Source organism: Paenibacillus tengchongensis, from assembly GCF_008973665.1.
Taxonomy (GTDB): domain Bacteria; phylum Bacillota; class Bacilli; order Paenibacillales; family Paenibacillaceae; genus Paenibacillus_AQ; species Paenibacillus_AQ tengchongensis.
Genome location: NZ_WACP01000012.1, coordinates 176,223 through 196,748, shown reverse-complemented (window position 1 = coordinate 196,748; position 20,526 = coordinate 176,223). Strand labels below are relative to the sequence as shown.

Sequence of the window (20,526 nt, the reverse complement as noted above, 5' to 3'; positions counted from 1 at the left end):
AAAAAAGAAAAAATGAAGCAAAAGAAGTTTTATTGGATAAAAGTAAGCGTTTTAGAGAAAAAAAACTGCTTCATTTCATTTTTTTATAAATGAAATCAGATTTTTCAGGATGGTTTATTTTAAAAAAGTGCAAATTGTCTCTGGTTTTTGGTCTAATTTCCTTTCTCTTAGGTTCATTAAATTGTAAAAAGGTTTAGTATGATTCATTTACAAGTGGTTTTTTATATGGTAATTTAGCTGTGGAAACGGATTCATTTTAGCTTATGAAGAATGGTTTTAAACATCTTTAAAGTAAGGGAGACATTATTTCACAACTAGACTGAAAGAAAGGGGGGAGAAGTGCTGAAGAGAGAGAAACGAATGCTATGGATGATCCCGGCGCTGCTCGTTCTGCTTCTGACCGGGGCTGCGTTATATTACGTAAGCGTTTCCGGCAATAACTCTGCAGAACAGCCTGCCGGAGCACAGACAGTGGCGGATGAGGCTGGGAGAGAACCAGAACCGGAGACGGAGAGTCAGCCGGCAGGCGGCCAGGCTGCTTCTTACACCTTGACCGTGGATACGGCAAATCCGGGTGCGGCGATTAGTCCGATGCTGTACGGGGCGTTCTTTGAGGAGATTAACCATGCCGGTGACGGAGGGATCTACGCCGAGCTGATCTCCAACCGTTCCTTTGAGGATCACCCGGATACGCTATTTAATTGGTGGATCGAGGAAAAGGGCGGAAGCAAAGGGAACGTTGCGCTCAGCTCCGATAATCTGCTGAATGATATGCAGACACGGGCGCTGGAGCTGACGGTAACGACCGCTGCAGAGGGCGGCCAGGTATCGGCGGTGAACAACGGCTACTGGGGAATAGCAACTCAGGAAGGGGCCGAATATAAGCTGTCGTTCTATGCCCGGCCCGAGCCGGGGCAATCCATGCCGCTCAGCATTTCGCTGGAGAGTCCGGACGGGAAGGAAGTATACGCCCGGCAGCCGGTAGACGAATTGAAGGAAGGCTGGAACCGGTATAGCTACACTTTAAAAGCGAACGCGGCCGCGGCCAATGCCCGCCTCCTGATCTCGGCATCGGAGGAAGGAACGGTCTACCTCGATATGGTCTCGCTGTTTCCAAAGACCTGGAAGGACCGCGAGAACGGCTTAAGAATTGATTTGGCGGAGAAGGTAGCAGCGATGCAGCCGACATTCGTCCGTTTTCCGGGAGGCTGCTTTGTCGAAGGCCACACACCGGAGAACGCCTACCGCTGGAAGACGACGATCGGTCCGCTCGAGACGCGTCCCGGCCATCAGGGCTACTGGAATTACCGTTCCTCTGACGGGCTTGGCTTCCACGAATATTTGCAGTGGGCCGAGGATTTGCAGGCGGAGCCGCTCTATGTAGCTTATATCGGCATCTCCCATGACGGCGATCCGGTGGCGAAGGCCAACACGGTTCCGCTTGCGGACATCCAGCCGTGGATTCAGGATGTACTCGATGCCATCGAGTATGCCAACGGTCCGGTCACCAGCGAGTGGGGCGCCAAGCGGGCGGCGAATGGCCATCCTGAGCCCTTTGGACTGAACTATGTGGAGATCGGCAACGAAAATAATTTCCAGCCTGCAGAGTACAGGCAGCGGTACGGCTTGTTCTATGATGCCATCAAAGCCAAGTATCCGGACATGCACATTATCGCCAATATGGCGGTAGAGGGTGAGTCCATCGAGATGGTGGATGAGCATTATTACGAATCGTCGGAATGGTTCATGAGCAATGCGAACCGGTACGATTCCTATGACCGCAGCGGGCCCGGCATTTATGTCGGCGAGTATGCGGTGACCAAGGGTGCCGGCCAGGGGAATATGAACGCAGCCCTCGGCGAAGCCGCCTTCATGGTAGGCATGGAGCGCAATTCCGACATTGTCCGGATGGCTTCCTATGCGCCGCTCTTTGTTCATGAGAAGGACCGTACCTGGAATCCCGATGCCATCGTCTTCAATTCGGCAGCGAGCTACGGCACGCCATCCTATCATGTCCAGCAGATGTTCGGCAGCAATAAAGGCGATGTGGTGCTGCCCGCCACACTGGAGCAGCAGGGGCAAACGGACGCCGCGCAGGCAGCTATAGCGGGTGCGGTCGGCCTGGGCACCTGGTCGACGCAGGTGGAGTATGACGATCTGGAGGTCAAGCAGGACAATCAAGTCCTTCTCAAAGATGGTTTCAAACAGGACGACGGGGGCTGGGAACTGCAAAGCGGGAATTGGGAGTATACGGACGGTATGCTGCGGCAGACCGGAAACGGTATCGATGCCCGTGCGGTGGCAGGCGAATCCTCGTGGAACAATTACACGCTGTCGCTCAAGGCCAGAAAGACGGGCGGAGCTGAAGGCATGCTGATTATGTTCGGCGCGAAGGATGACGGTAACTTCTACTGGTGGAATATCGGCGGCTGGGGCAATACCGTGAGTGCAATCGAGAAATCCGTCGGCGGTACCCGGTCGGTCATCGGCCAGAGCGTTCCGGTAAGCATCGCTTCCGGCAAGTGGTACGATATCCGCATTGAGTTATCCGGCACCACCATCCGCGCCTATCTGGACGGCAAGCTGGTGCATGAAATCGAGGATCAGCTCTCTTCCGGACCGCTCTTTGGGACGGCGAGCCGCGATCTGGCGACTGATGATGTCATTGTCAAGGTCGTGAACAGCAGCGAACAAGCGCTGACTGCACAGCTGCGGCTGGCAGGCATGCCGGCAACAAATATTCATGGAAGCGTTACCGTTCTGGCTGCGGATGATCTGAATGCTGAGAACAGCTTTGCGGAGCCTGATGCAGTAGCTCCGGTAAGCAGCGAGGTAACTGTAACAGACGGCAGTCTGGAGTATGCATTCCCGAAGTATTCCGTAACGGTCTTCAGATTGAAGGAAGGAGGACAATAAGCACAGCCGGGGAGCAGCTCATTCATCATAGACTGGTTTTAATATTCTTATCATTCATGGGGAGGCTTGTTTGATGATTCAAAAAAGGGGAACCAAGGCTTGGCCGATACTGCTGGCGGGAATGATGATGCTGTCAGCTTGCAGCAGCGCGCCGGCTACATCTTCAGTAAATAATTCTTCTAACAACGCAAATAAATCAACTAGTACAGCGGCGGAAGCGACTGCTGCACCGGAAGCCACCGAGGGCGCCGCTGCCGGAGACAGTACCGCCAGCGCACTGCCGAGTAAAGATATAACCGGCGAAGTTACGGTATGGGCGTTCAATGAGACGGTCTTTGACGAGATTGGCCAGGCCTTCATGGCTGAATATCCCGGCATTAAGCTGAACACGGTGGTCATGCCGTTCGGCGACCTTCACGATAAGCTGCAGACTACCATAGCAGCGGGCAGCGGAGCGCCGGATGTGGCGGAAGTGGAAATGTATCAGCTTCACCGCTACATGACCGGGCATGTCCTGGAGAATCTGCTGGAGGAGCCTTATAACGCCGCCCAATACAAGGATCTGGTCCATCCGTTCAACTGGGAACGCTGGATGACGCCGGACAGCTCCGAGCTGCTCGGGATGCCGTGGGACATGACGCCGGGCGTGTACTACTACCGCGCCGATATCTTCGAAGAGCTTGGCCTGCCGAGCGATCCGACCGAGCTGGGTGAATACATGCAGGATGAGGAGAATTTCCTGAACCTGGTGCAGATCCTGAAAGCCAACGGCAAGTATTTCATGGAATGGAGCGACGGACCGATTGTCTGGGCCGGGGATGAGGTCGGCTACTTCGACAAGGATATGAACTGGCTGCGCAATACGGACAAAATGGTGAAGGTGCTGGATATCACCAAGCGCGGACAGCAGCTCGGCTGGGCGCCGCATATCGGCTATACCACCGATGAGGGCAAGCAGCTGGTCCTGAAGGGTGATCTGGTCGGCGTCGTATCGGGTTCGTTCGGTGCCCGCGGCCTGCAGGAGACCTTCCCGGAACTGGCCGGTAAATGGCGTGCGACCCGCCTGCCTGTCGGCATTAACGTCGGCATGGGCGGATCAAGCTTCGTCATTCCTGCACAGAGCAAGAACAAGGAAGCTGCCTGGGCCTATATCCAATGGAGCATGAGAAGCGAGAACGCCTGGAAAATCTGGACCAAGCATTCCATCCAGCCGGGCTATAAAGATATGTCCAGCCTGGACTGGTATGCGAACACCAAAAATGAATATTTGGGCGGTCAAGAGGAATTCAAGCTGTACGAACAGCTCAGCAACGATATACCGGTCAAGCATTTGACTCCGGTAGACAACAAGGGCTGGGAAATCTTTATCACTGCCATCGGCGATGCGCTCGCCAAAAATACGGATTCCAAAACGGTTATCCAAAAAATCGGTGACGATGTGATGGCTCAGGCCGCCAAGGAAATCGCCAGCTTCAAGCAAGCCATGCAGGAATAAACAGGAGGATACCAGGGGGCAGCCTGCATTTGCCGGAGCTGTCCCCCTGCATTTCTTCCTAGAGTCGGGCAAGCTGTAACGATGGGAGGAGAAGGGTGCGTGCTGCGCATACTGCGAAAATATAAAGTAAGTCTGTCGGTTCTGGCAATTCTGGCACTTCTCTTGGTGTGGTGGAATGAATCGCGGGGCTTTGACAATACCGTCATGGCGGGCATTCCCGAATATACCGATGTAGACGAGAGCTCGGTGCTGGAACAGGACAGTGTCAATTCCAAGCTGGAGCCTTCCTATTCAAGCTACTACGCGGACCGGCAGAAGGAGGGGGCCGCCGATGCGGACGAATTCACCCTTGTGGTGCCGGCGGCAGGCTACTCTGCTGTCAGCTCCGGCGGCGCGGAGCTGTTGGACGGTCTGGGCGGGAAGACAGAGCCCGTGCTGGCGCTGCAGACGGAAGACAGCTGGGTGGAATACCAGATAACCGTTCCAGCCGATGGTTTCTATCAAATGGGCATGGAATATTACGCTTTGCCGGGCAAGCGCTCCTCCATTATCCGCAGTCTGAAGGTGGACGGAGCGTATCTGTTCTCCCAGGTGAAGAAAATGGAGTTCCAGCGCATGTGGGCGGAAAGCGGCGAACCCTGGCGCGATAACCAGGGAAATGAATTTAACCCGAAGCGTGAGGAGCAGAGCGGCTGGCAGTACCGTGAATTCCGCGACGCTGAAGCGCGCACGGGCGAACCGTTCCGCTTCTATTTGACCGAGGGCGAGCACACGCTGAGACTCGAAGCCATACGTGAGCCGGCCGCAGTGAGTGAGCTGCGGATTGTCTCGCCGCAGACACTGCCGACCTATGCGGAAGTGCAGCAGGAATATGCAGCCAAGGGCTACAAGCCTGTACAGAATCAGAATATCAAAATTCAGGCCGAAACCTCGACCCTGCGCTCCGACCCGACGCTGAAGCGGATCGAGGACCGGGAGCCGCTGACCGAGCCTTTCGACAAGAATGCGGTTGTTCTCAACAGCTTCGGCGGCGTCGGCTGGCGCACCGGCGGACAGTGGGCCGAGTGGAGCCTGGAGGTGCCGGAGAGCGGGCTTTACAACATCGGCATCCGTTTCGGACAGTGGTTCCTGAACGGCATTCCGGTCGAGCGGCGGATCATGATTGACGGCGAGGTGCCGTTTCAAGAGATGAACGCCGTGAAGTTTCCCTACCAGGCGGAATGGCAGATGAACAGGCTCGGCAATGAGGATGGGGCCTATGATTTCTACCTGGAGAAGGGCAAGCACACGCTGCGGATGGAGGTTCAGGTATCCGGCGTAGGCCCGATGATCGAGGCCGTGCTGAATACGACGCAGAAGATGTCGCTGCTGTCGCGGGAAATTACCCAGGTGACCGGGACCAACCCGGACCCGAACGGCGACTGGAAGCTCGAGCAGAATATTGCCAATCTGGTGCCGCGGCTGCACTTAATGGCGCGGACGCTGGACGACGCCGTGCAGGCGATGTACGCCTTCGGTGTGGAGCAGGGCAGCTCGGAGCTCAGCACGCTGTATGAAGCGCGTGACCGCTTCCTGGAAATGGCCGAGGATACGTCTTCCATCCCCGGAAGGCTGCAGCAATTTACCGACCTGCAGTCATCGCTGGGGACCTGGGTCAACGGCTTAATGAAACAAAGCATCGTTATGGACTATATTGTCGTGAAATCGGAGGATCAGGCTTGGCCGCAGGCTGCGGCTCCATGGTATACGCGATTTGGGACGATGACCTATGACTTCGCAACCTCGTTCACGAAGGATTACAGCGGTATCGGCAATACCTACAAGGATGAGAAGGTGCTTGAGGTATGGATCTCCCGCGGGCGCGACTGGGCGGAGATCATCAAGCAGATGATCGACGAGGATTTCACGCCGGAGACGGGCATCAAGGTTAATGTGAATGTGATTCCGACGGTTGCGGCAGACCAGAAGCAGATCCTGCTGCTGGCCAGCACGGCAGGGCTGGCGCCCGATGTGGCGCTGGGCGTCGAGGGCGAAGTGCCGATCGATTTTGCCGTCCGGAATTCACTGGTCAATCTGAATACCTTCCCGGATTACGGGGAAGTGGCCGGCCGCTTCAGAGAAGGGGCGCTCATTCCTTATAAATATAACGACGGCGATTACGCGCTGCCGGAGAACCAGAACTTCAGCATGCTCTTTTACCGTAAAGATATTATGGAGCAGCTAGGCATCAGTGAAGATGACATTCCGGACACCTGGCAGGAGGTTATGGAGCTGATTCCGCTCCTTCAGCAGAACGGGATGGATTTCTATTATCCGCATGCTCCCAATAACCCGTCTTTGGCGATCAACGAGTTTGCGCCGTTCCTGTTCCAGTACGGCGGTGATTTCTATAAGAACAACGGTACAGAGTCTGCACTGGATTCCCCGGAGGCACTGACGGCCATGAAGACATGGACCGGTCTCTTCACGAATTACAAGCTGCAGAAGCAGGCAGATTTCTATAACCGTTTCCGTTCCGGCGAAATGCCGATCGGGGTGGCCGATTACTCCACCTATATCCTGCTGTCCACTGCAGCCCCCGAACTGACGGGCTGGTGGGGGATGAAGCCGATGCCGGGCATTGAGCAGGCGGACGGGCGGATTAACCGCTCCACAGGCGGGCTTGCCCAGACGGCCATGATCTTCAGCGATTCACAGATGCAGGAGGAGTCGTGGGAGTTCCTGAAATGGTGGACCAGTGCCGATGCCCAGGAGAACTTCGGTTCGGAGCTGGAATCGCTGCTCGGGGTCGAGGCGCGCTGGAACACCGCCAATATCGAGGCGCTGAAGCGTCTGCCGTGGCAGCAGCAGGACATTGACGCCATTCTGGAGCAATGGGAGTGGTTCAAAGAGCGCGAGGTGGTGCTCGGAGGATACTACACGACCCGCTATATCGCCAACATCTGGAACGAAATTGTGCTGAACGGCCGCTATCCGCGCGAAGCCATGGAGCAAGGGGTGCGCGAGATCAATAAAGAGCTGAACAAAAAACGCGAGGAATTCGGGCTTGACGTGCCTAAGGCTTCCGGCGTCACAGGAGGGGGAGAGCAGAAATGAGCAGTGAAATCATTGTACCGGCGGAGAGCGGAAATGCCGGCCTGCAGCTTTCCCGTTCGCCGGGGAAATGGGCGCGGTTATGGGGCGATATTAAGAAGAATAGAGTATCCTACTATTTTCTGGCGCCTTTTCTGCTCCTGTTCACCATCTTTACGATCGTGCCGATCGTGATGTCCGTCGTCCTGAGCTTTTCGTACTACAACATCATCGAGGCGCCGCATTTCATCGGTTTCTCCAATTACAAGCTGCTGTTCGTGGATGATGACATCTTCCTGAAAGCAGTCGGCATTACTTTGAAGTTCGCCTTCATCACCGGGCCGGTGGGCTATATCCTGGCCTTTCTGCTGGCCTGGCTGATCAGCCAGATTCCGCAGAAGTACAGATTCTTCTATACGCTGTGCTTCTATCTGCCCTCGATTACAAGCGCGGTGGCAATGTCCGTCGTCTGGCTGTATTTCTTCGCCGGTGACCGCAAGGGACTGCTCAATCACTGGCTGATCCAGCTCGGGATTCTGAATGAGCCGTATCTGTTCCTGCAAAATGTAGATTCGATCGTTCCGGTCATCATCATCGTTTCGCTATGGATGAATATGGGGGTTGGCTTCCTGGCTTTCCTGGCCGGCCTGCAGAATGTTCCCGGCGATCTGTATGAAGCCGGCTCCATCGACGGGATCAAATACCGCTGGCAGCAGCTGTGGTACATTACCGTACCTTCGGTCAAGCCGCAGCTGCTGTTCGGAGCCGTCATGCAGGTCGTCAGCTCGCTTACCGTATTCGATGTCAGCATGCGTCTGGTGGGTTTCCCCAGTCCGTTGTATGCCGGCCATACGATCATGGCCCATCTGTTCGATTATGCATTTACCCGCTTTGAAATGGGCTATGCCTCGGCGATTGCCGTGCTGCTGTTCTTCCTGATGTTCGGACTGAACCGGCTCATCTTCAGAGTGCTGGGGAGGGATTAGGATGCACAAATTCAACTTAAGACGCATTGATTTCGGAGGCATTGCCCTCTATGTATTTCTTACGCTGTTCGGGCTGCTGATGCTGCTGCCGCTGGTCTATATGGCGGTCACGGCGTTTAAGCCGACCAGCGAGCTGTTCCTGTTCCCGCCGCGTTTCTTCGTCGTCAATCCGACGCTGATGAATTTCCGCGACCTGCTGCTGATTACGGGAACCTCGGCGGTGCCGTTCTCCCGGTTCATCTTCAACAGTGTGATCGTTACAGGCGGCATCGTGCTCGGCGGGGTCGTCATCTCGGCGATGGCTGCTTACCCGCTGGCTAAGCATAATATGCCGTTCAAGAGCGCGATCTTCAATATGGTTGTGGCTGCGCTCATGTTCTCGCCGCTGGTGCTGCAGATTCCGCAATATCTGCTGATCAGCCGCAGCGGGCTGATGAATACGTACTGGGCGATGATTCTGCCGTACCTGGCCGCGCCGATGGGGATGTTCCTGATGACGCAGTTTCTGCGCCAGCTGCCCGAAGCGCTGCTGGAAGCCGCGCGGATCGACGGCGCCTCGGAGTGGAAGGTATTCTGGGTTATTGTCATGCCGATGCTGAAGCCGGCGATCGCTACCTTTGCCCTGTTCAGCTTCATCTCGGCCTGGAATGACCCCTACCCGTCGATGGTTTATACGACGGTGCAGGAGATGAAGACCTTGCCGCTGGCGATTCAGACGATCAGCGGCGGGGTCGGCGTCGTGGCCCGGGTCGGCACCCTGGCGGCGGCGAGCTTTCTAATGATTATCCCGACGCTGCTGGTCTTTGTCATCACACAGCGGATGGTGCTGCAGACGATGGCCCATTCCGGGCTGAAGGAATAGGGGGCGGAAACATGACAGTAAGCAACAAAATGCGTAACAGGCTGGCAGGTCTGCTGATCCTCGCCCTTGTCCTTCCGCTCGTGACGTTCTCCGGGAAGGCCTCCGCCGACTCTCCATACCGGGGGTACACCTGGAGCCGGTCCGGCAACGAAGTCAGCTCGATCAATGGCTATATGTACGACTCGTCCATCGATCCCGCCGGCACAGCGGTCGGAGTGCTTAAGAATCCCGAGTCCCTGTTCATCGCGGAGGACGATACTCTCTACATTGTAGATACGGGCAACAGCCGGATCATCCATCTGAGCAAGGACGGAGGGCCGATTAAGGTGATCGGCGATGCGGAAGGCGGCGGCAAGCTGCAGGAACCGAAGGGCGTCTTCGTCAAGCCCGATGGGACCGTCTACGTCGCCGATACGAAGAACCAGCGGATCGCCGTGTTTAATAAGGACGGCCAATATATGCAGGAATTTCCGAAGCCGGACAGCACCCTGCTGGGCGCGAATTTCTCATATTCGCCCTCGAAACTGATTGTAGATAAACGGAACTATATGTATGTGGTCAGCGACGGGAACACGCAGGGTCTGCTGCAGATCGACTCTACGGGCAAATTCAAGGGCTTCTACGGCGCCAACCATGTCGGCTTCTCCTGGAGCCGGCTGCTGATCAAGCTGGTGGCCACCAAGGAGCAGCAGAGCCAGCTCGCGACGGTGCGCCCCTCCGAATTCTCGAATCTAGACATCGATGAAGAGGGCTTTATCTACAGCACGACGCTCGGCGAAGAGACGAACCAGATCAAACGGCTGTCGCCGGTTGGTGTCGATACGCTGAATGTCGGAAGCCACCGGTACGGCGATTATTATACCGACGGCCCGTTCAGCATGGCTTCTTTTGTCGGAATCAGTGTAGACCGGAACGGGTTCATCACCGCGCTGGATCTGCAGACCGGCAAGGTGTTCCAGTACGACAAGCTGGGCAATCTCCTGTTCAGCTTCGGAGGAATCGGCGAGCAGAACGGCCTGTTTGTGACGCCTGCGGCAGTGGATCAGACCTCTGACGGCCTGCTGTATGTCATCGACAAAGGCCGGGGAAGAATCGACCGCTTCCGGGCTACGCCGTTCGCGGAGCTGGTGCACGAAGCTTCACTGCTGTATGTGGACGGCAAATATGAGGAAGCGGAAACGCTGTGGCATGAGGTGCTGCGCCTCAACGCCAATTACGATATGGCCTATCAGGCCATCGGCAAGGCGCTGTACAAGGCGGAGAATTATCGGGAAGCCATGGATTACTTCAAGCTCTCGAATTCAAGAGGCGATTACTCAGCCGCTTTCCGCGAATACCGCAAGCTGTTCATCCGCGAGCATTTCACCTGGTTCTTCTCCGGTGTCATTGCACTGCTTCTCCTGCTTTACTGGGGCATGCCGAAGGTATACCGCAGATTCCTGGCATGGCTGTACGGGCATAAAGCGGCGGCGAAGGCCAAAGCGGCAGAGGGGGAACTCTAATGTATACTTTGCAGATGATTCATCAGGTGGTCGCGCATCCTTATCAGTTCTACCATGACATTCAAGGCAAGCGGAGAATCTTCTGGTACCAGGGGATTCTGCTGGTCCTGCTGACTTTTGCCGCCAAAACCATCTCTATTCTGATCACCGGCTATGCCTTCGAGACCCGGGAGCCGCATGAGATCTCCATCTTTCATGAGTTCATCTGGCTGGCGGTGCCTTGGCTGACCTGGTGCGTCTCGAACTGGGGCGTCAGTACGATTCTGGACGGCGAAGGGAAATTCAAGGAAATTTTTGTGGGCAGCGCCTTTGCCTTTGCGCCGTACATGCTGCTTGCAATCCCGGTGACCCTGCTGACGCAGGTGCTGGCGCTGGATGAGGCCTCTACCTATAACCTGCTGCATCAGTTTCTGATCCTGTGGGTGGCCTGGCTGTATTTGCTCAAAGTGAAGATTCTGCATGATTTCGAGCTGCGTAAGGTTGTCGTCATCACGCTGATCAGCATTGCCGGCATCGGCATTATCTGGTTTGTAGGTATCCTGCTGTTCGGAATCTCCAACCAATTTGTTTCATTTATTATCGATCTGCTCAAAGAGCTGCGATTGCGCGCGTAAGGAGGGGAGAGCACAATGAGAATAAACAAAAAGCTGCGCGGCAGCCTGATCATCATCCTGTTGTTATTGACGGTGGCCGTCAGCATACGGCCGCTGCAGGGCTCCGCCACTGAGGCGCCCGGCGGGTCCTCCGCGGTGCAGCCTGCGGCGGCTGGCGGAAGCGGCGAAGCGGAAGCACCGCAGGCGGAAGCCGGGGCTGCCGCCACTGCGCCGGAGCAGGCGGAAGCGGCGTCACCGGCTGTTGCCGAAGCGCCGGAGCGGGCAACTGGCGCAGAGCCTGCAGCTGCGGATGCGGCATCCGGTACGGCTGCGGTGACCGCTGCGGCGGCGCCGGAGCTGCTGCCGGTAACGCCGGGGACGAAAGCGCTGGAGAACAGCAGCTTCATCCTCTATGTGAATGAGCAGACGGGCAACGTCAGAATTACCGATAAAGCAACCGGTGCTGAATGGCTGGGCGCTCCGCAGCTGGAGAAGACGGCCATGCCGAACAATATTAAGTACACGGCTGCGCCGGTATATGCCAGATATACCCAGGGCGCTGACATTACGCAGATTTATCCGCTCAAGGATGAGGACTCCAGCGTCAAAGTGACGATGGAGCCGGATGTGGTCCGGGCAGAGTTTGCCTTTGCCAGCCTGCAGCTTAGCTTCGCCATTGAGTACCGGTTGACCGAGAACGGCTTCGAGGCTTCCATTCCCCGGGAATATTTGAAAGAGACGGGCAATGCGAAGTTCACCAGCCTGGAAGTGCTGCCGTTCTTCCATGCCGCCCGGGAGGATGAGCAGGGGGCGATGATGCTGCCCGACGGCTCGGGTGCATTGCTGGAGTTCCGTCCGGATCACCCGGCATATCTGAAGGGGTATTCCGAGTACATTTACGGCGGGGATGAGACTTTCATCAAGCAGAACCATGAAATCAGCGACAGCTATTGGCAAAAGGCTGCGCCGCTGAAGAAGAATATCGCGCTGCCGGTGTTCGGCATGTATCACGATGGCACCGGCTATCTGGCGATCGTCACCGAAGGTGACACCGACGCCAAGATCAACGGTGTGCCGTCCGGCATCCGTGCGATCCCGCTCTACCGGGCGTCCTGCGAATTCACGCTGCGCAAGGATGATGTCATCTTCGTCGGGACCTCCGGACAGATTCCCTACTATCAGGGGGAGATGATTGACAGTGCACGCACGGTGCGCTACGTGCTGCTGCAGGGCGAGAATGCGGATTATGTGGGCATGGCCAAGGAATACCGCGAGTTTCTGCTCGCGGAGAAGCAGGTTCAGGCAACTGCTCCAGCGGCGGTGCCGCTGTATCTTGAAGTGCTGGGCGGCGTTTCCCGCGATGAAATTATCGGCTCCACCTTCATTGAGATGACTACGTTTGAGCAAATCAGAGAAATCATCGACCGTTATAATGCGAAGGGTGTTACTGCATTGGAAATTACGGTGGCAGGCTGGTCGAAGGATGGCCTGTACGGCAACCAGCCGGACCATTTCCCTGCAGATAAGCATCTGGGAGGGGGCAAGGGGCTGCAGGAGCTGCAGGACTATGCCGCTCAGAAAGGCGTGAGCCTCTACCTGAAAGCCAATTACGTAAAGCCCTACCAGGACAGCAAGGGAGTCAAAGCGGGCAAGGAGGCGGTACGCGGCATTAACCGCGAGGTGCTGAAGCAGTACATCTACTATCTCTCCACCGGCTGGAACACGGATAACTATTTCTATCTGCTGAAACCGGAGGTCATCGCGAAACGTACGGCGGCGGAGCTGGACAGCTACCGGAAGCTGGGGGTTTCCGGAGTCCAGTTCGAGTATTTCGGCAGCCTGCTGTATTCAGATGAAGACAATGATTCGCAGAGCGACCGGCGCAAGACGCAGGAGACATATACCGGCGCGCTGGAGCAATACCGGACCGAAAATCTGGGCACGGCCGTGGATTACGGCTATGCCTACACCTTGGGACATGTGGACCGTATCGACCAGGTGCCGCTTGATTACAGCGGCTTCGTCTATACCGACCGTGCGATCCCGTTCTATCAATTGGCGGTGCATGGCCTGGTGCCTTATACTTCCGCCCCGGTCAATCTGTTCGACGATTCGCGGAAGCAGCTGCTGCGCGCGCTGGAGTACGGGGCGCTGCCAAGCTACAAGCTGACCTATGCCCCGACCAGCGACCTGCAGCGGACGCTTGAGAACGGGCTGTTCACCTCCAGTGTGGAGGATTGGCTGGAGCCTTCCGCCCAAACTTATCTGGAGCTCAAAGCGCTGTATGACGGGGTGGCAGGCCGGCAAATGACCAATCACGAAGAGCTGGCCGCGCAGGTGTTCCGGACCACATACGAAGGCGGCGTGAGTGTCATCACCAACTACAACGATCATCCCGTGAACGCGGCCGGACAGCATGTAGAAGCCTTCGGGTATGCGGTGACAGGAGGAAGATAAAGTGAAAAAATCAAAGTTGTCGATGCGTGCGCGCTATTATATTGAAGGCTATTCCTTTATCTCCCTGTGGCTGATCGGCTTCCTGCTGTTTATGGCGATTCCACTGGGCCGCTCGCTGTACTATTCTTTTCATAAGCTGCAGGTCAGCCAACACGGTCTGATCGCCTCCTTTGTCGGGGGCGATCACTACCGTGCGGCGTTTACGACCGATGTCAATTTCCTGCCGCTGCTGAAGGATACCATGGTCTCCATGCTGACCCAGGTGCCGCTGATTCTGATCTTCTCGCTGTTTTGCGCGATCCTGCTCAACCGCAAGCTGGTGGGCAAAACCTTTTTCCGCGGCATCTTCTTCCTGCCGGTCATCATTGCTTCCGGGGCGATTCTCAGCAAGCTGATGGACCAGGGTGCAGCGAATCTGCCGATCTTTTACAACGAGAATCTGTACAACAAGCTGAATGCGTTCATCCCCGGTGATCTGCTGGAAACTCTGCTGCAATATGCGGAGTCGCTGACGCTCGTAATGTGGGATTCGGGGGTTCAGATTCTGATCTTCCTGGCCGGCCTGCAGACGATATCCGTTACGCTGTATGAAGCGGCCAAATGCGACGGGGCGACGGCTTGGGAGAGCTTCTGGAAAATCACCTTCCCGATGATTATGCCGATGATGCTGGTGAACACACTGTTCAGCATCGTCAGCTCCTTCACGAAGGCGGATAACCAGATGATGACCCATATTCTGAATGTGGTGTTCAAGACCAATGATTTCGGTTACGGTTCGGCGATGGGCTGGATTTATTTTGTCATCATCTTCCTGATCCTCGGTCTGGTGTTCCTGCTGTTCCGTAAATCGCTCAGTACCACCGAAGGGAGGAAGTAGACGTGCTTAAAGAAAGCGTAAGACCGGCCCGGGCCGTCTCGCTCGAAGCCGTGTCCGGACGTCTGAAGAAAAACGGCGGGCTGGACCGGATCGCCAAACGGACGCTGCAGGTAATCAACATTGCTTTTTACTATCTGGTGATTCTCAGCCTGACCTTTGTCTTCCTGTATCCGCTGCTGTATATGTTATCCAAGTCCATGATGCAAGCCCAGGATGTGGCGGATGCCACGGTGCAGTGGATTCCCAAAGCGATCAGCTTCCATAATTATTCTCTGGCCTGGCGGTCGCTTAATTTCTGGGGCGGCTTCGCCAACAGCGCGATCATCTCCTTCGGGAGTGCGGTGCTGCAGATTATCAGCTGCTCGCTGGTCGGCTACGGCTTTGCCAGATACCGTTTTCCGGGCTACACGTTTTGTTTTGTCCTGCTGCTGTTTACCTTTCTGGTGCCGCCGCAGACGATTGTGGTTCCGCTGTATTTGTTCTTCAGCGATCTCGGCTGGATCAATACGCATCTGCCGTTCGTGGTTCCATCCATGTTCGGCCACGGCCTGAAGGGTGCGCTCTTTGTGCTGATCTTCATCCAGTTCTACCGCAGAATGCCGAATGTGCTGGAGGAAGCGGCACGGATCGACGGCGCAGGACCGTTCAGAACCTACTGGCAGATCATGTTTCCGCTGGCCAAGCCGGCGATGCTGACGGTCTTCCTCTTCTCGGTGGTCTGGCACTGGAACGACAGCTTCGAGCCGAACACCTTCCTGACGACGCCGAATTTCTACAATTTGTCGCAGCGTCTGGCGATGTTCTATGGCACGAACAACCAGGCGGCGGAGACGATGTCGCAGATGACCTCCGGCTCCATCGGCATGGCGCCGACCGGGCTGAACCAGGTGATGGCCGGCTGTATTCTGACGATACTGCCGATCCTGATTCTGTATCTGTTCGTGCAGCGCCACTTCGTGGAGAGCGTCGAACGTTCCGGCATCGCCGGGGAATAGGCGAGCTGTAAATAGTAGCTTCGTAAGGGTGCCCATTTGGCCGGGAATTTCGGCAGGGGCACCCTTTACTGTGGGAAGGAACCTTATATAGTTGGACAATCGCTATCTAATTTCACCTGTATGGAGCTTACCGCAAATCTAGTTGGATATCCGCTACTTAATAGGAACGAAAATCAGTGAATACGCCCATATCGTCCAAATTAAGATGCGATAATCGAATTAGATGGTGCAATTCCGTATAAACGGCTAAATTAGTGTGCCAAAATCAAACTATATAAGTTGAACTCTGTGGGGTTTTCCCTGCAATAATTAATATTTGGTAAATAAATGCAAATGAAAATATAATAAATTGGGGCTCAATGTCTATAAAGCTGCGAAACCTCATCCAGGTTCTTCCGTAACATTCCCAATACCATCAAATTTTACCTAGGAGATGATACTTTGAGTTATTTTAACGGCAAGTTTGTCCTGCGCCGTCCGATGAAAGCCGCGCTGGTTGCGGCCATGTCTTTGCCGCTGCTGCTCCCCGCAGGGCCTGCGGCCGCTGATTCGGTCGTCAGCGAAAGCGTTACGGTGACGTCCGGCCCGGGAACGGCTGCAGCTTCCCAGGCTTACAGCAGCGCCACGGCCGTTTCCGCGGATGCCGCCAGCAAGGCCAAGATCACGCAGGAGCAGGCTGTAGCCAGGCTGCGGGAGCTGTTTCCCAAGCTCAAGGACGCCACGGTAAGCGGTGTTCAGCTGGGCAATACCAACAGCTATCCGGTGAATGAGAACCAGCTGGTCTGGACCATTAACTGGTCGCTGAATTACGGGAACACCGGCTACAGCTTTTCCAGTGAAGTCGATGCGGTCAGCGGGGACCTTGTAAATACCTATCTCTCCTCTCCGCTGCTGGAGCAGGCCAAGGGATATTATCCGCCCAAGATCAGCAGGGAGGAGGGCGAGAAGATCGCCAGCGCCTTCGTTCTAAAGGCAGCGCCTTCGCTGAAGAGCGGGGATTTCAAGATTACGGATGAGCAGATATTGGGTGCCGACAGCGCACTGTTCGGCCCGATCCGATACTATTACATATTCTCCGTACTGAAGAACGGATTGCCGTCCAACCGGGATCAGGTATCGGTCAGCGTAAGCGGCGATGGTGAGATTCTTTCGTTCACCAAGCCTTATATCGATGCTGTGTACCCTTCGCCTAAGCCTTCCATCTCCAAAGAGGCGGCGGAACAAATTTTGTCCAAGGATTTCGCAGTGGAACTGGCCTATATTCCTATCTATAATGCCAGCAAAGTAGAGCGCTGGATCCTCGGCTGGCGGCCTTCCCAGAACTCACTCAGCGATATCAGCGCCGTGAACGGCAAGCGGATCAGCAGTGACGGCAAGGAAGCGGCAGCTGCGGCTTTCGCATATGAAGCGGTGCCCAAGAGCAAAACGCCTTTTCAGAAGGCAAGCGGAGGGAAGGAACTGACGGCTGGGCAAGCGGCAGCTGCGGTACAGAAGGTGGCCAGTATCCCGGCGGAGCGCAAGCTGACCGGGCAGGTGCTCAGCAACAGCTACAACGACCCGGGAGGCAAGACCTGGTCGCTGACCTGGCAGAACACTGCAAACTACAATCCGGGCGGCTTCCCGGCACGCACCTATGCTGAAGTCAATGCCATTACAGGGGAAATTACACAATATCAGCAGGAGCAGTTCGGCACGGAACAGAGTCAAACGAAGCCGGCCTCCGGCGCGAAGAAGCTGACCCCGGCAGCGGCCAAGCAGCGGGCACTGGCCTTGATAGATGTTCTTTATGACAATGCGAGTGGCAATCTGAAGCTGGCCTGGAATGGAGAAGAGAACAGTGTGCTTCCGGACGATCAGGGCTACAGCTATCAATTCGTCCGCAATTATCAGGGGATTCCTGTAAGTGACACCAACATACAGCTGTCCATGGATGTATACGGTAATTTGATAACGTATTATGCAGTAGGCAGAGCCGATTTAGAGCTGCCTGCTTCTATTAATGCACAGCCGGCAGTGACCAAAGAGGCGGCGCGGCAAACTTATCTGGACAATTATTTGGTGCAATTGAAATATGCAACTTATGGCGGCTACTTCAGTTCGGCCACGTACCTTAAGCCGGAGGTTAAGCTGGTGTATGCTTTGGAGCCGGAGAACGAGGCTGAGCCTTACAGCGTACTGGATGCGGCCACAGGTCAGTGGGTCGCAACCTATAAGACAGTGCAGGGAACGGTGAAGCCGGGGGAGGTGGCCGATCTCAAGGGTCATCCTGCAGAGAAGCAACTGACCGAACTGGTTAAGTTCGGAGTGCTTGTACCGGACGGGGAGGGCAAGATCCATCCGGAGCAGGAAATTACCGTGGGCGACTGGCTTAATCTGGCGGTGAAAGCAGCGGTGCCGTATTACTCCACGTATTCCGGATCCGAGGAGAAGGCAGTTGCCGGTGTCGCTCCCGATGACGAGGATTATAATGTGGTAAAATATGCGGTCCAGCTGGGCTGGATTGACGGCGATGCGGTCCTACAGACCGAACAGAAGCTGACCCGTGACGGTCTGGCGTATTATCTGGCCGCTGCCCTGAAATATGATAAGCTGGCGGCTTTCCTGCAGCATGATTCCGCCGTTGAGGGCTTCAGCGACAGCGCCGCCATCAAGAATAAAGGAGCGGTGGCCCTTGCGCTCAAGCTTGGCCTGCTGCAGGGCGAAGGCGGAGCCTTCCAGCCGCAGAAGACCGTGACCCGGGCGGATGCCGCCGTAATCCTTATGAAGATGGCCGAGCTGCAGGGCCAGATTGATCAGGCGATCGGCATGCAATAAGCCGCAGCCGGGGGGAGCCCCGCGGCAATTTACGCACTCAACAGATTACCTCTAAACCGCGTGCAGCGGCTGGGGTAATCTGTTTTTTTTGTATTTGCTAAATCAAATCGGATAAAGGTAAAGGAAAGATACAGAATGTAAACGCATTCCACTCGCATCTGTCAGCGCTTTCTTTATACAATAAGGATGTAGAAAACAAGGGAGGTTCATCAGATGTGGAATAAGAGAACAACACTGCCCCTTTGGGCTGCAGTCCTTTCATTATCTTTAGTGTTTACCGGCTGCTCCGGCGGCAACAATGCAGGCAATAACGCCGGCAACGGCAGCAAGGAAAGCGCGGAGAATACGGCGGCGGCCAATGCGGCGGCCACAAGCACTCCATCGGATGCGCCGGCGGACCCGCTGGGCAAATACGACCCGCCGATCAAGCTGCGCTCGACGATGAATGAGACCGGCAAAGAGACGCTGGCGGAAGGCGACACACATGCCAACAATGTTTGGACCAGAGGGTATAAGGACGAGCTCGGCATTGAAGTTACTTACGACTGGATCGTTGCCGATGCCAACTACAGGGACAAAATGAATGTAACGATGGCCAGCGGCGATTTGCCGGACCTGCTCAAAGTCGATATGGTGCAGTTTGAACAGCTGCACGAGGCAGGAATGCTGGAGGATTTGACCGAAGCATTCGATAAATATGCCTCTGATCTGGTGAAAAGCTTCTACGCCGAAGAAGACGGCGCCGGGCTGAAGCCGGTAACCAAGGGCGGCAAGCTTTATGCGATTGCAAGCTTCCCGGGCTCGCTGGATTCCTCGGACATGATCTGGATCCGCAAAGACTGGCTGAATAAGCTGGGGCTCGCGGAGCCGAAATCGATGCAGGATATCATCAAGATCGCCGAAGATTTTACCTTCAAGGACCCGGACGGCAACGGCAAACAGGATACCTACGGCATTATGATGAACAAGGACCTGCCGATCAACGCGTTCCTGCTGGGCTACCATGCCTATCTGGAGACCTGGATCAAGAACGATGCCGGAGAGATTGTGAACGGTACGATCCAGCCGGAAGTGAAGGAAGGACTCGCGGAACTGCAGCGCCTGTACAAAGAGGGTGTACTTGATCCGGAATTCGGGGTCAAGGATTTCGCTAAGGGAGTAGAAGCTGTCAACGCAGGCAAAGCGGGCATTATGTTCCTGCCGCAATGGGCGCCGTTCCAGGTCATGGGCATGATCAAGCAGGATCAGAGCGTCAACTGGGTGCCTTATCCGGTGCAATCGATCGACGACCAGCCGGCGAAGACGCAGAACCATCTCGGCCTTGGAGGCATCTACGCGGTCCGCAAGGGCTATGAGCATCCGGAAGCGCTGGTCAAGCTGCTCAACTTCCAGGCGGAGAAAATGTTCGGCGAATCGGCTGATGCGGAACGCGCCAAATACAACACTGGTCTTACCGGTCTCGGCTTCCAGAATGCAGTGGTATCGAACCTTCCGGCGAACAAGAACGTGAAAGCCCAGGAAGAAGTCGAAGCCGCCATCAATTCCGGCGACACGTCCAAGATGGGCCTCGAAGCCAAGCTGTTCTATGACGATATTATGGATTACCGTTCCGGAAATCTCGATAAATGGAATATGGAACGTATTTTTGGGCCGCTCAGCTCGCAGGGGATTATCAAATACTACCGTGACAACGATCTGATCGTCATGAACGAATTCATCTATGCGCCGACCAAGACAATGAACAGCAAGTCGGCTACGCTCGACAAGCTGCGACAGGAGACTTTTATAAAGATTATCTACGGCAGCCTGCCGGTCGATGCCTTCGACAAGTTCGTGGAGGACTGGAAGAAGCTCGGCGGGGATCAGATCACGCAGGAAGTCAATGAAGTAGTCAAGGCGAACCAGTAGCGGGAGTAAACGGGACTGTCCGGCCGGAATACGGCTGGACGGTCTCTTT

12 protein-coding genes are annotated in these 20,526 nt (G+C 55.5%); all 12 read left to right on the top strand.

From position 1 onward, the window contains the following. The first annotated feature begins 360 nt into the window (after nt 1–360). A complete protein-coding gene (locus F1381_RS20085) occupies nt 361–2,916 on the top strand; it encodes an alpha-L-arabinofuranosidase C-terminal domain-containing protein (RefSeq protein ID WP_151736626.1) in 2,556 nt (851 codons plus the stop codon). 73 nt (nt 2,917–2,989) lie between these two features. Beyond that, complete coding sequence (locus tag F1381_RS20080) at nt 2,990–4,411, top strand: ABC transporter substrate-binding protein (RefSeq protein WP_151736625.1); 1,422 nt, start codon at nt 2,990–2,992, stop codon at nt 4,409–4,411. 99 nt (nt 4,412–4,510) lie between these two features. Beyond that, nucleotides 4,511–7,507, top strand: coding sequence for an extracellular solute-binding protein (locus F1381_RS20075; protein ID WP_187355469.1), 2,997 nt, complete (start codon nt 4,511–4,513; stop codon nt 7,505–7,507). Beyond that, a complete protein-coding gene (locus F1381_RS20070) occupies nt 7,504–8,469 on the top strand; it encodes a carbohydrate ABC transporter permease (RefSeq protein ID WP_151736623.1) in 966 nt (321 codons plus the stop codon). The genes F1381_RS20075 and F1381_RS20070 overlap by 4 nt, the downstream gene beginning before the upstream one ends. A 1-nt stretch (nt 8,470) precedes the next feature. Next, nucleotides 8,471–9,331: a carbohydrate ABC transporter permease gene (locus tag F1381_RS20065; RefSeq protein ID WP_151736622.1), complete on the top strand. Its 861-nt coding sequence runs from the start codon at nt 8,471–8,473 to the stop codon at nt 9,329–9,331. Between the two features lie 11 nt (nt 9,332–9,342). Beyond that, nucleotides 9,343–10,833 carry a hypothetical protein gene (locus F1381_RS20060; RefSeq protein ID WP_151736621.1) on the top strand — a complete coding sequence of 497 codons (1,491 nt, stop codon included), beginning with the start codon at nt 9,343–9,345 and terminating at the stop codon, nt 10,831–10,833. Beyond that, nucleotides 10,833–11,447 (top strand): Yip1 family protein, encoded by a 615-nt coding sequence (locus F1381_RS20055; RefSeq protein ID WP_151736620.1) that lies wholly within the window; start codon nt 10,833–10,835, stop codon nt 11,445–11,447. Before F1381_RS20060 ends, F1381_RS20055 begins: the two co-directional genes overlap by 1 nt. 15 nt (nt 11,448–11,462) lie before the next feature. Further along, entirely contained in the window at nt 11,463–13,883 is a 2,421-nt protein-coding gene (locus F1381_RS20050; protein ID WP_151736619.1) for a DUF5696 domain-containing protein, read from the top strand. 1 nt (nt 13,884) lies between these two features. After that, nucleotides 13,885–14,760 (top strand): carbohydrate ABC transporter permease, encoded by an 876-nt coding sequence (locus tag F1381_RS20045; RefSeq protein ID WP_151736618.1) that lies wholly within the window; start codon nt 13,885–13,887, stop codon nt 14,758–14,760. 2 nt (nt 14,761–14,762) lie between these two features. Next, nucleotides 14,763–15,755: a carbohydrate ABC transporter permease gene (locus F1381_RS20040; protein ID WP_151736617.1), complete on the top strand. Its 993-nt coding sequence runs from the start codon at nt 14,763–14,765 to the stop codon at nt 15,753–15,755. Between the two features lie 441 nt (nt 15,756–16,196). After that, entirely contained in the window at nt 16,197–18,569 is a 2,373-nt protein-coding gene (locus F1381_RS20035) for a YcdB/YcdC domain-containing protein (protein WP_151736616.1), read from the top strand. A gap of 213 nt (nt 18,570–18,782) precedes the next feature. Continuing rightward, on the top strand, nt 18,783–20,477 hold the full coding sequence (locus F1381_RS20030) for an extracellular solute-binding protein (RefSeq protein ID WP_151736615.1): 1,695 nt from the start codon (nt 18,783–18,785) through the stop codon (nt 20,475–20,477). Nucleotides 20,478–20,526: the final 49 nt, after the last annotated feature.